11 protein-coding genes are annotated in these 13,600 nt (G+C 42.6%); 7 read left to right on the forward strand and 4 right to left on the reverse strand.

Going from position 1 to position 13,600, the window contains the following annotated elements; translation table 11 throughout:
* Window positions 1–104 precede the first annotated feature (104 nt).
* Both AACQ42_RS14070 and AACQ42_RS14075 read right to left on the reverse strand, forming a co-directional pair.
* Window positions 105–731 (reverse strand): hypothetical protein, encoded by a 627-nt coding sequence (locus tag AACQ42_RS14070; protein WP_254918588.1) that lies wholly within the window; start codon window positions 729–731, stop codon window positions 105–107.
* A 143-nt stretch (window positions 732–874) separates the two neighbouring features.
* Window positions 875–1,795 (reverse strand): precorrin-2 dehydrogenase/sirohydrochlorin ferrochelatase family protein, encoded by a 921-nt coding sequence (locus AACQ42_RS14075; RefSeq protein ID WP_094165934.1) that lies wholly within the window; start codon window positions 1,793–1,795, stop codon window positions 875–877.
* 457 nt (window positions 1,796–2,252) lie between these two features.
* Here AACQ42_RS14075 and AACQ42_RS14080 point away from each other — a divergent pair, with 457 nt between their 5' ends.
* From AACQ42_RS14080 to AACQ42_RS14105, 6 genes are all read left to right on the forward strand, one after another.
* Window positions 2,253–3,281 (forward strand): amino acid ABC transporter substrate-binding protein, encoded by a 1,029-nt coding sequence (locus AACQ42_RS14080; RefSeq protein ID WP_026027113.1) that lies wholly within the window; start codon window positions 2,253–2,255, stop codon window positions 3,279–3,281.
* Window positions 3,282–3,350: 69 nt separating this feature from the next.
* Entirely contained in the window at window positions 3,351–4,556 is a 1,206-nt protein-coding gene (locus tag AACQ42_RS14085; RefSeq protein WP_047689498.1) for an amino acid ABC transporter permease, read from the forward strand.
* 1 nt (window position 4,557) lies between these two features.
* Window positions 4,558–5,655, forward strand: coding sequence for an amino acid ABC transporter permease (locus AACQ42_RS14090; RefSeq protein ID WP_026028006.1), 1,098 nt, complete (start codon window positions 4,558–4,560; stop codon window positions 5,653–5,655).
* A 20-nt stretch (window positions 5,656–5,675) separates the two neighbouring features.
* The gene (locus AACQ42_RS14095) at window positions 5,676–6,443 is read left to right on the forward strand and encodes an amino acid ABC transporter ATP-binding protein (RefSeq protein WP_013856933.1); all 768 of its coding nucleotides are present in this window, start codon (window positions 5,676–5,678) and stop codon (window positions 6,441–6,443) included.
* Between the two features lie 204 nt (window positions 6,444–6,647).
* Window positions 6,648–7,316, forward strand: a complete 669-nt coding sequence (locus AACQ42_RS14100; protein ID WP_010318447.1) for a Bax inhibitor-1 family protein — start codon at window positions 6,648–6,650, stop codon at window positions 7,314–7,316.
* Window positions 7,317–7,442: 126 nt separating this feature from the next.
* Entirely contained in the window at window positions 7,443–7,772 is a 330-nt protein-coding gene (locus AACQ42_RS14105) for a TusE/DsrC/DsvC family sulfur relay protein (protein ID WP_094165935.1), read from the forward strand.
* 56 nt (window positions 7,773–7,828) lie between these two features.
* Here AACQ42_RS14105 and yccX read toward each other — a convergent pair whose 3' ends face one another.
* Window positions 7,829–8,107: an acylphosphatase gene (yccX, locus tag AACQ42_RS14110; RefSeq protein WP_026028007.1), complete on the reverse strand. Its 279-nt coding sequence runs from the start codon at window positions 8,105–8,107 to the stop codon at window positions 7,829–7,831.
* Window positions 8,108–8,326: 219 nt separating this feature from the next.
* On the opposite strand from yccX, the gene AACQ42_RS14115 reads away from it, so the two are divergent.
* Window positions 8,327–9,520, forward strand: coding sequence for a class I SAM-dependent methyltransferase (locus AACQ42_RS14115; protein ID WP_094165936.1), 1,194 nt, complete (start codon window positions 8,327–8,329; stop codon window positions 9,518–9,520).
* 61 nt (window positions 9,521–9,581) lie between these two features.
* On the opposite strand, the gene AACQ42_RS14120 is transcribed toward AACQ42_RS14115, so the two are convergent.
* Window positions 9,582–13,600 (reverse strand): choice-of-anchor K domain-containing protein (locus AACQ42_RS14120; RefSeq protein WP_254918589.1); only part of this gene is annotated, 4,019 nt, incomplete at its 5' end.

A 13,600-nucleotide genomic window follows, 5' to 3' on the forward strand; every position in this document is an offset into this window, starting at 1 on the left:
TAGTTTATATGTTTGTGTTGTGGCTCTGTGTTTGTTTTGTCTGTGGTTGTGTTTTTTTTTAATGGTGCGTTTATTTGCTAAGTTAGAAGCCGACCACCTCGTCGTCAGCATCGTAGGTCGTCGGCAGCGTCATATTTGCATAACTGACAGGTCAATATATTGTTTAGAATTATGCACATTTGTATAGCATATTTATTCCTATCAAATAATTGATAAGCAATTTGATAATATTTTAAGGCTTTCTTTAAGTTGGTTTGATCAAATGAAATATTACCCAATAAATTATAAACTCGCCCTTTCAACCCATTATATCCAATACGCTCAACCATCTCTAGAACATCATTGAGTAAGGATTCAGATTGAATTAATTGTTGTGATGAATATAATTCCTGTGCTTCATAAAAATAAGCCTCCGCAATAATCCAGTCTATATTGTATTGACGACCAATAGCCAATGCTTCCTCAGTAACTAGAGGAGTAATTCCCGCAAATTGTATTAAATTATTTTGTGAAAATATATAGAGAGCTTTTGCCTGAGGTGACCACCACTGTCGCCAATCCGTAAAAGAGCTTTTGATAACTTCAGGACGCTCAAAAGAATCATAATATAAATTGAGAAATGAGGCATCGCTTTTATTAATATTACAGCTCAAATAATCATCTGCACAGAACTCAGCTTCTTGCAACTTTGAGTGACATTGTAACGACATAAAAATAGAAACCAAACTCACAATACTAACCATAAGGAAGGATTTGAACGAACGTGGCATCGATTTATACATAGTACATAAGCTCTTCAGTTTTGAGTCATCTTCGTTTTATCAGGCTCGGTCTGCAACATAATCCGATAAAACAATAACCTATGGCACTATTTTTACAACATTAAGTCTTTCCCCACAAGCAAAGCGTACTCTGCTCTGTTTCTAGGTAACAAAATACATATTCTTTTGCGATCAGACTTTGCTTGCTCAAGCTTTTCTGCAAGTTGCGCGGCATTCTTAAAACTTTCCCTTTCAGCATCACGGCGAACAAGATCAATCAATTCAAAAGGAGAATGTTGTTCATAAAAAACCACCTCTGCCCTTTGCATGTAACGTAGCGCTTTGATCGGCAGCATTTCAACATCATCGCCACAGCTTATCCATGTACATTGTGCTGATTCTTCTATAGGCACTAAGAGAGCTTGTTGGTATAAACGCTCTAATTCTTCACGGCTTACTGCATTTTCTGTTTTGGAATCACTTAAAAAGGCTTCCCAAAACTTTCTTCTAGCACTGACAGAATTGAGTGATTGTTTAATTGAATTTCTCTTGGAGGCAGCGAAATCAGCAAGCAACGAGAGATTTTGCGGAAGAACTGCTTCCAATGTTTCTCGGATATTTCTCACCAACACTGGTGATGCACCACCACTGGATATTGCGATCTGAATTCGTCCACGGTTGACCATCGATGGCGTGATAAAATCACAGTATGGTTGATCATCGACAACATTGACCAAAACACCTGTCTTTCTTGCATCTTTATACACTTGGTGGTTAAGCGACGGATTATCCGTTGTGGCCCATACCTGCCAGTATTCTTTCGTTAATAGTTCTGATGAATAAAAATTTTGAACCCATTGGCAACGATTCTGCTCTACCAGTTCCAAAAGATAACGTTCAATCTTAGGTGATACGACGGTGACTTGAGCCCCAGCTCGAATCAATGCTTCTACTTTTCGACAGGCGACTTCGCCCCCACCCACAACCAGCACTGGTTTGCCCAATAAATTCAAAAACAGAGGAAAATACTGCATTTCATTCCATGAATAATCTAGATAACTATTCGCTTGATGCTACCAAAAATAGGGCATCTGCGACACTAATTAAATGCAGCCAAATAATTATCAACCAAATTTTCGCCATTAGACAGTTGAAAATCCTGACAACACACTAATGACACAATTGTTAATTTTACGTTAAAAGAGAAATATACTGCTTCTATTCTGTTGCCCCACTATTGAACATGGTTGCACTATTTACAATCTTGCAACATTTGTTCATTCTAGCTGCAGCTTAGGTTTGTGAATCTAATCAAAAATCTTTCAAATTACTAATTTGAGAAAATACAAATCATTACCTACGCTTATAAACGGTTGATTTGTAAATGTGCGATTGCATGCAAATACAACTTGGAAAGCTACACAACAACATTTTTAGTACGTTGTATCAGGTGTCACCTGGTTTAACATGGATCATACAGGAAGGATACAAATGGCGAATAAACTCACTGTTCTTGCTTCTGTTGTAGCAGCTTCTACTGCCATGATGGCGACGACAGCTTCAGCAGCAGATAGCACTTTAGATAAAGTACTTTCGCAAGGTTTTATTACTTGTGGTGTGAGCACTGGTCTACCAGGCTTTTCCAACCCGAACTCAAAAGGGGAATGGGAAGGCATTGATGTTGAATATTGCCAGGCACTTGCCGCAGCAGTTCTTGGTGACAAATCGAAAGTAAAATATGTTCCACTCACAGCAAAAGAACGGTTTACCGCCCTACAATCAGGTGAAATCGATGTTCTTTCGCGCAATACAACCTGGACGCTCCAACGCGACGCAGCACTCGGCCTTAATTTTGTCGGCGTAAACTATTATGACGGTCAAGGATTCATGGTGAAAAAAGACCTAGGAGTGAAAAGTGCAAAAGAGCTTGATGGGGCATCGGTTTGTGTCCAATCCGGTACAACTACTGAGTTGAACTTGGCGGACTACTTCCGCAACACAGGCATGAAATACAAACCTGTGGTATTCGATACAGCAGCGCAAACCTCAAAAGGTTTTGACGCGGGCCGTTGCGATGCTCTAACAACCGACCAATCTGGTTTGTATGCGCTACGTTTGAACTTAACTGATCCTAACGTCGCGGTTGTATTACCTGAAATCATTTCTAAAGAACCACTTGGGCCCGTTGTTCGTCAAGATGATGACAAGTGGTTTAACGTGGCGAAATGGACTCTCAATGCGATGGTTAACGCAGAAGAGTACGGTATTACCTCAAAAAATGCAGATGAAATGCTTAAATCTAGCGATCCTAATATCAAACGCATACTTGGCCTGGACGGCCCTAAAGGTAAAGGTTTGGGCATTCGCGATGATTGGGGATACCAAATTGTAAAACAAGTCGGTAACTATGGTGAAAGTTTTGAACGCACTGTAGGTAAAGGTTCTCCACTACAAATCGCACGAGGTGCAAATGCGTTGTGGAATGCTGGCGGCTTTATGTACGCTCCACCACTTCGTTAATAGTCACACAATCCCAAATAGGCGGTTTTAACCGCCTTTTTGGAAAAATGGATTTGAGGTTATAGTTGTATGAAACCTACTAAAACTATTGCGGCTAGCTCAGGAGCTCCCTCGGCTAAAAGCGCAAATTTGTTCTACAATCCTACTTTTCGTTCAGTCGCCTTTCAAATTATTGCTGTTCTCGTTCTGGTTTTTTTCTTTTACACCATTGTGACTAATGCACTTTCTAACTTAAGTTCTCGAGGCATTGCCACGGGGTTTGACTTCCTAGATCAAGAAGCTGGCTTTGGGATTGGCCTTACTTTGATCGAATACAATGAAACCTTTAGTTATGGGCGAACTTTTATCATAGGTTTACTCAATACCGCGCTAGTTTCTTTTTTAGGCGTTGTATTTGCCACCCTTTTAGGTTTCTTTATCGGTATTTCTCGTCTCTCTTCCAACTGGTTAGTCAGTCGACTTGCTGCTGTTTATATAGAAATCTTCCGTAATATTCCTTTATTACTGCAAATTTTCTTTTGGTATTTTGCCGTGTTACAGGCTCTACCATCGCCTAGGCAAAGCATGCAGTTAGGGGATTCTATTTTTCTCAATGTACGTGGTCTGTTCTTCCCTGCTCCCATTTTCGAAAGTGGCAGCACATTTATCTTTATTGCCTTTCTTGCTGGCTTACTAACCACCTTAATTATTGGCATTTGGGCTCGAAACAAACAGCGTTTAACAGGTCAGCAGACGCCTATGGGTAGAATTGCGGCTATCTTGTGCATCCTACTTCCTGTCATTGTGTACTTTGCTATGGGCCGTCCAGTGTCAGCAGAGTATCCACAACTGCAAGGGTTCAACTTCCAAGGTGGCATCAGTATTATCCCTGAGTTAGCCGCACTGCTGATTGCACTCAGTATTTATACGGCCGCATTTATTGCCGAAATTGTCCGTTCTGGCATTAATGCGGTGAGCCATGGTCAATCCGAAGCAGCAATGTCATTAGGATTATCTCGTTCAAAAACATTAAAACTCGTGGTCATTCCTCAAGCGCTGCGCATCATCATTCCGCCACTCACCAGCCAATATCTGAACTTAACCAAAAACTCATCATTAGCGATGGCGATTGGCTACCCTGATTTGGTTTCTGTTTTTGCCGGCACAACGCTCAATCAAACTGGTCAAGCGATTGAAATTATTGCGATGACCATGGGTGTTTACCTCACTCTCAGTTTGACGACATCGGCATTAATGAATATCTATAACCGTAAAGTTGCTTTGGTGGAGAGATAAGATGAAAGTACATCAGTTTCAACCTAACTTGCCACCGCCAGCCAATACCGTTGGCTTCATTGGGTGGCTGCGCAAAAATCTTTTTAATAACGCACTCAATTCCATCGTTACACTGATCTTAGGGTATTTCGCCTTCTGGCTTGTTTGGCATACGGTCGATTGGGCGATTATTAATGCCGATTGGGTAGGCACACAACGTAGTGATTGTACTCGTGAGGGGGCGTGTTGGGTGTTTATTAGCGTACGCTGGGATCAGTTTATGTATGGATTTTATCCAGAAGCTGAGCTCTGGCGACCTCGCCTCTTCTATTTCACTCTTGCTATTTTTAGTGCGTTGCTCGCCTATGAAAATACACCGAAAAAAACGTGGATTTGGTTGTTTTTTGTCAACATCTACCCATTTCTTATCGCGGCGTTACTCTATGGCGGCTTTTTCGGCCTAGAAGTGGTTGAAACGCATAAGTGGGGAGGCTTATTAGTTACGCTGATTATTGCCTTAGTTGGGATTGTTGTCTCGTTACCGATTGGCGTTGTACTGGCGTTGGGCCGGCGTTCCGAGATGCCCATTATTCGCAGCCTATGTACCGTTTACATCGAGGTTTGGAGAGGTGTGCCACTGATTACAGTTTTGTTTATGGCATCCGTTATGCTGCCTCTGTTTCTCTCGCAAGGCTCGGAAACGGATAAATTGGTTAGAGCATTAATTGGGGTGGTCATGTTCAGTTCGGCTTATATGGCAGAAGTGGTTCGTGGTGGTTTACAAGCGATACCTAAAGGTCAATACGAAGCCGCCGATGCGTTAGGTTTAAGTTACTGGAAAAAAGTCGGTTTGATTATTTTGCCGCAAGCACTGAAGATCACGATCCCATCTATCGTTAATACCTTCATTGGCCTATTTAAAGATACCAGCTTAGTACTCATTATCGGGATGTTTGACGTGCTCGGTATTGGACAAGCTGCCAATACCGATCCGGATTGGTTAGGCTTTTCTACTGAAAGTTATATATTTGTCGCGTTAGTGTTCTGGGTGTTCTGCTTTTCTATGTCTAGATATTCGATATGGCTTGAAAACAAACTCCATACTGGTCACAAACGATAACTACAAATCAAGGACGTATTATGACGCAGCAACGCAACCTCGCACCTTCTGAAGAAATCATGATTCAGATTAATGATATGAATAAATGGTACGGTGAATTTCATGTACTAAAGAACATCAATCTTACCGTTAAAAAAGGCGAAAAGATCGTTATTTGTGGCCCTTCAGGCTCAGGGAAATCGACCATGATTCGCTGTATTAACCGCTTGGAAGAGCACCAAAAAGGACAAATCGTCGTCGCGGGCAACGAACTGACGGAAGATCTTAAAAATATCGAAGCTGTGCGACGCGAGGTCGGTATGTGCTTCCAACATTTCAATCTTTTTCCACATTTAACCGTGTTAGAAAACTGTACACTCGCTCCAATTTGGGTAAAAAAGATGCCTAAAGGAGAAGCTGAAGCGGTTGCGATGAAGTATTTGGAACGCGTAAAGATTCCTGATCAAGCCGACAAATATCCCGGTCAACTTTCTGGCGGTCAGCAGCAACGAGTTGCGATTGCACGCTCATTGTGCATGAACCCACAGATTATGTTATTTGATGAGCCAACATCTGCACTTGACCCAGAAATGGTACGGGAAGTATTAGATGTTATGGTTGAACTTGCAGGAGAAGGCATGACAATGCTTTGTGTTACCCATGAGATGGGCTTTGCTAAAGAAGTGGCCGATCGCGTTATTTTCATGGATGCTGGTGAGATCATTGAAGAAAATAACCCTGTTGAATTTTTTGAAAATCCTCAATCCGATAGAACGCGCAATTTTCTCTCTCAAATTCTCCATCATTAATGGATTAACGACCAACAAAGAGAGAGGTGAACATCACCTCTCTCTTTGTTTATGAGCATAGACACATGGTGTTACACATTCTTTAACATCTAAGTGACTATTTTTATTAAAATTTACACAAAACAAATACGATACAGGGCTTGCTTTTTAGCTCATTCAGCCCCATAAATGTACAAACAAACATAAACCCTTACGAGGAAGATTATGAACAGCCCTATGTTTACTCGCTCAGCTAGCTTAGAGAGCACACTACAAACTAATAAAGTGTTGAAGAATACTTACTTCTTGCTTTCAATGACTCTTATCACCAGTGCTATTGCTGCGATGGCAACAATGGCAATGCAGATTTCACCATTCATGGCACTCGCTATGCAGTTGGGAGCAATCGGTATTCTATTCTTCGTGATGCCTAAAGCCATTAATTCTTCTTCTGGTATAGTGTGGACATTTGTGTTCACCACATTAATGGGCGGTGCTCTGGGCCCAATGCTTAATCACTATGCGGCAATCCCGAATGGCTCTAGCATTATTGCTCAGGCACTCGGTCTTACTGGCCTTGTTTTTATGGGCTTATCCGCTTATACCATTACGACTAAAAAAGACTTTTCGTTCATGAGAAGTTTTTTAATGGCAGGCCTCATTATTGTCATCGTTGCGGCGATTATTAATATTTTTGTTGGTTCTACCGTTGGCCAACTTGCGATCAGCAGCATCGCGGCGCTCGTGTTTTCTGGTTTTATCCTATTTGACACAAGCCGCATCGTACGAGGTGAAGAGACAAACTACATTAGTGCTACCATCTCAATGTATCTAAATATCCTGAACTTGTTCACAAGCTTATTGGCTATTTTAGGCATTATGAACGACGACTAATTTACGTCGACATTTTGTCCAAACGAGCCCGCAAGCCACAGCTTGCGGGCTTTTTGCTTTCTAAACAGTTGAGATCACACATTCACTACGCTACCCTAAACGCGGATTTTTAATCGAGTAATAAAGATGTTTGAATACAATGGTAAAACCGTCGAAACTGATGCTCAGGGTTACCTCCTAGACTATACCCAATGGGAAGAAGGAATGATCCAGACGCTGGCCAGTCAGGAAGATATCGAGTTAACAGACGCTCATCTAGAAGTCATTTTGTTCGTGCGCCACTTTTATGAAGAGTTTAATACTTCACCCGCAGTGCGTATGTTAGTCAAAGCGATGGAAAAAGCGCATGGTCCGGAAAAAGGCAATAGTAAATATCTGTTCAAACTCTTTAAAAAAGGCCCGGCCAAACAAGCAACTAAACTTGCTGGGTTACCAAAACCTGCCAAATGCTTGTAGTGTGAAACTAAGCCCCCAAGCAACTTAACCATACAAAGCACAAAGCGGTGCTACTTTTAAAGTATTTCGAATCCGCTATATTTTTCAGTATAAGAAAGAAGTGATTCACGCAAAACAGACATTACTTTCGCCGTTTTGGGGCCTTGTTGAAGCCACTGATAAAACTGCTCCAAATTTTCACTATTCCCAATGGCGATGACTTCAACCTCGCCGTTATGTAAATTTTTAGCATAGCCTGTTAAGCCTAGCTTTAGTCCTTGATGAGCTGTGTGATAACGAAAACCAACCCCTTGGACCCTGCCTGTCACGATAAACTTGTCGCACTGTTGAGCCATTTGGATCCCTCTCTATGTTTAAATACTCAATCATTTATCTACTAAAATGCGTCGTTCACTATAATGAAAGAAATGACAATGGGTTAATTTGATGTACATCCCATAGACACTCTCCCCAAACAATTTCCTTTATTTACGTATGACGCTCGCTCTTTGTTTGCTTTCCATTACCTTTTCTATGAAAATACGCCCCCATTTTGAATATTCATCGAGTAATGTATGACAGCTGCAATCTATCTAGTCAAAGGCCGTGAAAAATCTTTGCGCCGTAAACATCCATGGGTCTTTTCCCGAGGGATCAGCAAGGTAGAAGGTGAGCCTAGCCTTGGAGAGACCGTCGACGTTTATACTCATGATAATCAGTGGTTAGCAAAAGCAGCCTATTCCCCTACTTCTCAAATTCGAGCTCGCGTCTGGAGCTTTGAGAAGCAGGAGATCAATGTCGATTTTTTTGTGAAACGGCTCGAAGATGCACTGTTAGTTCGCCAGGAGATTATTGAACGAGATGGTCTTACTGGCTTTAGGCTGATTGCAGCAGAATCAGATGGTTTGCCCGGTATTACTATCGATAAGTATCAAGATTATCTAGTATGCCAACTGCTTAGCGCAGGGGCTGAATACCATAAAACAAATATTGTTAAAGCGCTGACAATCGTTTTCCCAGAGTGCCATGTTTACGAACGTTCAGATGTTGCCGTTCGTAAAAAAGAAGGTTTAGAAGAGCGCATGGGCGTGCTGCATGGCGATGAGCCGCCAAAATCAGTCATTATCGAAGAAAATGGCGTAAAAATTAGCGTCGATATTGTTGGTGGACACAAAACAGGCTTTTACCTAGACCAACGTGACAGCCGCCAGAAATCAATAAAATATGTGAAGGATAAAGATGTCCTTAACTGTTTTTGTTATACCGGAGGCTTCGGTTTGTATGCTCTTAAAGGCGGTGCCAAACGTGTAATTAATGCCGACGTCTCACAACCTGCATTAGATACCGCCAAATACAATACAGAGATCAATCAATTCGATATCTCCAAAAAACGCGCTGTATTTTTAAATGCCGATGTTTTCAAATTATTGCGAGAATACCGTGATCAAGGAACGCTGTTTGATGTGGTGATTATGGATCCACCTAAGTTCGTATCGAGTAAAAATAACCTGATCTCCGGTGCAAACGGTTATAAAGACATCAATATGTTGGCAATGCAAATTTTAAAACCGGGTGGCACTTTACTCACCTATTCATGCTCTGGCCTTATGGGCACCGATCTCTTCCAAAAAATCATTGCCGATGCGGCGCTCGATGCAGGTCGTAGCGTTAAATTTGTTGAAAGGTTCGAGCAAGCCGCTGACCACTTAACAGATTCAGCCTACCCTGAAGGGTTTTATCTAAAAGGGTTCGCCTGTAAGGTGTTGTAAGCCGTATTTTATAGGCAGCAAGAAAAACCGGAGCTCTTATCAAGCTCCGGTTTTCGTTATTTTAGTCCTTTAAATGGTTTAGGTTATCCATCAAGCTACTGGTGATATCCGCAGCTGACGTACCATCAAAGTCCACGGTCAATGTTTGACCCGACTTAACAATCGTTAGGTGCGATTCATGTTCATTTCCTGTAACACGAATAGATACATCGTCCGCAACACCTTGATGATCTACACCACCCAGTCCATCAAGCAATGCTGTGATCTCATCTTTGGTCATGTCTTCAAACAAATCGGAAAAATCTAACGAATCCCCTTCCGAACGATGGAAGTCAGTAACGCGGTCAGTCGCGGTTTCCATCTCAACCCATTTGAATATGTCTGCGCCACTATCACCCGTTAAAATATCGTTACCAAGGCCGCCAATGAGGATGTCGTTACCTTCACCGCCTCTCAAACCATCGTTATGAGAACCACCATCAATATAATCATCACCGGTATGACCAAAAAGGATATCAGAGCCAGATTGACCAAATATTCGATCATTACCACTACCGCCATTGACAACATCAGCATTACGGCTTGCTACATCGTTTGATAATAACAATCCATCACTATCTAACATTGAATCAGCGCCAGAAAGATTGCCTGTCATTACGTGATGATTGGCAATATCAGACGCTGAAAGCTCCAAATCATCATCACTACCGTAACCATGAGATCCCGTCATTCCTGCATAAATGACGTCATTTCCAGAGCCAGTCTCAATATGGTCGTTCCCCGACCCGCTGCTAACAGTTTGGTTTTGAGAGCCATTATTGTAACCTTTCCCCGCGTAAATATGGTTTTCATTGCCATGAATATCACGTACCGTACCCAAAAGATTACCCCCGAAAGCAACATCGAATCTATCTGGGTGCCGTGAGTTTTCACCATTTCTAATAACTATCATGTCATTTAAATCATTGCCTTCAACCGTCAATGGTAAACCTACGGGTACACCATTTTTATCTACAGCGTTGACCGAAATCGTTAAAGTACTATTGGCAGCATCACCATCATTATCTCTCACAGTATAACTAAAAACTTCCTGTGCGTTGAGGGGGATCTTAGAGGCATCCTCAGTCACTTGATAAGTATAGCTACCATCAGCCATCAGAATCAGCTCGCCATACAAACCAATAACCTTAGTGCCAACACCGGTATTAATACTGCTTGATGTTTCTCCATTCACACACCCTATGACAGTCAATGATCCATCGGCACCGTGCAAATCGTTATGCATTACATTACCTAAAGCACTTGGCAAATGGTAACCACTTCCTTCAACAATCTTTGCCACCAAGTCAAACTGGTTGGATGCATTTTCGTCTGTCTTTATCGAGTTGATAACATTACCGTTTTTATCAACAAAACCTAAGACTTCAACTGTATACATCTTACCTTCAAATTCAAAAGTCACAGATTGACTTTCAATAGTAATGATATCCCTTGGATCAGACTGATTATTTGGTGTTTCGTTATGGGCAAAATTCACCGTAATCGTCACAGGCGTTACTCGACCATAAGCATCGGTTACTGAAAACGTTACATCTAGTGTTGCCCCCGTAATCGAGTCATAGATAGGGTAATTATAGTGAGTAAAGGTTCCTAGTTGGACTAGCTCATTGAGAGCTATATTTCCAGCCAGTCCACTATCGTTATCAATAAAACCATACCCTGATTGCCCATACCCTGCACTCGTTCCCCAGCGTACTTGGTCTAAATCAGGGTCAGCATCGCGCGAATCATAAATTGTAATATTTGAACCACCTGCGATATTGCTCCACTTAGCCGAAACACCGTTAAAATTAAATGAATCGGCTAATACATTGATTGAAGCAACATCCGCATTAGCGATAGGGGCATCATCTTCGATAACAATGGTGATTGTACTTGTGCTCGAAATACCACTTGAATTTTGTGCTTCAATGGGAATATCAATCACAAGGTCATCTTCTCCACCATTATTCGTGTGGTCGAATACAGCATGCAACTGACTAGTCACCTTGCCTTGGTTATCTACGGTAATTTCGACCACTTTATTGTCAGCAACCGTTCCAATCAGTCTCTGTTTATCCGAAGATAAGTTCCAGGTAATAGCTACACCATTAGAAGTGTAAGTACCAACCGGGATCCCCATAGAAAGCTCAGAGGTGTTCGCAATATTAAGCTGCCCTTCCGCTGAGGTCTGGTTAGTCGTGTCTTGTGAACCAATGATAGATGCGTCATCCGCAATCCCGCCTTGTAATCCTTCTTCAGAAACATTGAGCGTCAATTCACCAATAACCGGTGGAGACACTGGCTTGACCGCAAAACCAAGCACAGCACTGTCACCATCTGCATCAGTAACTTTCACTTGGAAATCAATATCTCCATCACCTAACGGCGATTGTATATTTTGATACTGGTAAAACTCCCATTTTCCCGTTGTCGGTGTAAACTCGAGTTTGAAGACTAAATGCCCTTCTGCATCTTTACCTGTAAGAGTATTTGCTCCTACTAATCCAACAGTAATGTCAGAGCCAGTAACCGTTTTGAGTGTCGCAGATTCATCCAGGCCAACTAATTGCAGTGCACCTCGGCCATCGGCCCCCCATTGCGGTTCAACGACACCAGAACCATAAGCAATTGGCTGCGGCGCATCCGAACCAAGAAACTCGATATTTTTAACGGTAAAGTCACTATTATCTTTATGATTGAACGAGTTACCATTATCAGTAGCTTTGATAACCATCGTATCAAAGCCACCCTGCTGCACAGAAAAGTCTTTAGCGTAATCTCCACGATTTTCATCAGAGGTAAAACTTTGAGTTGCAATCAGCTTTCCATCTCGCCAAAACTCAACAATCCCGCTTTCGCCCTCACCGCCAAACATTTTGCTGAACTCAATTTTCGCACCATAAGCTACCGTGTTAGGATCGAGTTTAATAACCAACTCTTCGGATGCAGAACTGCCATCTGAAAACTTACGAAAATCAACTTCATTAGCAAGATTATGGTACGGAGAATCCTTACTACTAACGCCGATACCTTCGCTGTCACCATTAATATTTGCACTAACTAACGTGGATAATAAAGCTGAAGAGAATCCTTTTGCAGTAATAGTAAATTGACCACCGTCAATCGTAGTCCTATTACCACGGTAACTCGTTAAATCAAACTGGCCAGTTAACACATCAGGGATGTCAGTTGCTGTGGCAGCAACTGGATCCATCGCATGGTCGCTAGGTGCATCGTCTTCAATGATGATAGATAATTTGCTTTCCGTTGTGGTTTGCCCATCTGAAACAAATACGCCGAGATCTAAACTCAGTGTATCTTCTTGGGAGCCATCTGGATGGTCGACAGGGCTGAGTAAAGTGACCGTATAGTTCCACTCGCCCTTGCCACTTGCATTAGGAGCAGTAAGTTCGATTTCAATAACGGATTTAGAATCACTCCCAGATGTAGAACCTATCAGCTTGTGATTTTGAGCATCCCATTCCCAAACGACTTCCATACCTCCCGACGTGATGCCCTCCGGTCCCGAAAGAGTGATCCCTACGGAATCGCTATCTACATCATCAATTGTGATGCTGCCAGATGCCTTAACTGCGTCGCTTGTATCTGAGGATCCAATATCATCTTGAAGTCCACCAGATAAGCCTTCCTCGGAGAGAGGCGCAATGCTTGAGATTGCGATGCTTGGCGCATCGTTGGTGCCCGTCACTGTGATGGTGATCGTTTGGGTGTCTGTGCCACCTTGGCCATCGGCAACTTGGACGGTCACTTCGACGTCGGTCGTCTCGCCTACCGCGAGGGAGTCGTAAGCCGCATCTTTCGGATCGAACGTCCAAGCATTTCCTGTCAACGTGAAGCCAGCTGGCGCACTCGCCGCATCGCCATTCGCATCAACCAGGCTGTACGTCAGGTCGCCCTGCGCCGTATCCACATCGGTCGCCGTCACCGTGCCGCTGATCACATCGCCACCTTCGGTCGCGCCGGCCTCTACATCCGCCGCCGCCACTGGCGCATCGTTGGTGCCCGTCACTGTGATGG

Origin of the sequence: Vibrio sp. V12_P9A6T4 (assembly GCF_963874835.1) — a bacterium.
GTDB classification, from domain to species: Bacteria; Pseudomonadota; Gammaproteobacteria; order Enterobacterales; family Vibrionaceae; genus Vibrio; species Vibrio anguillarum.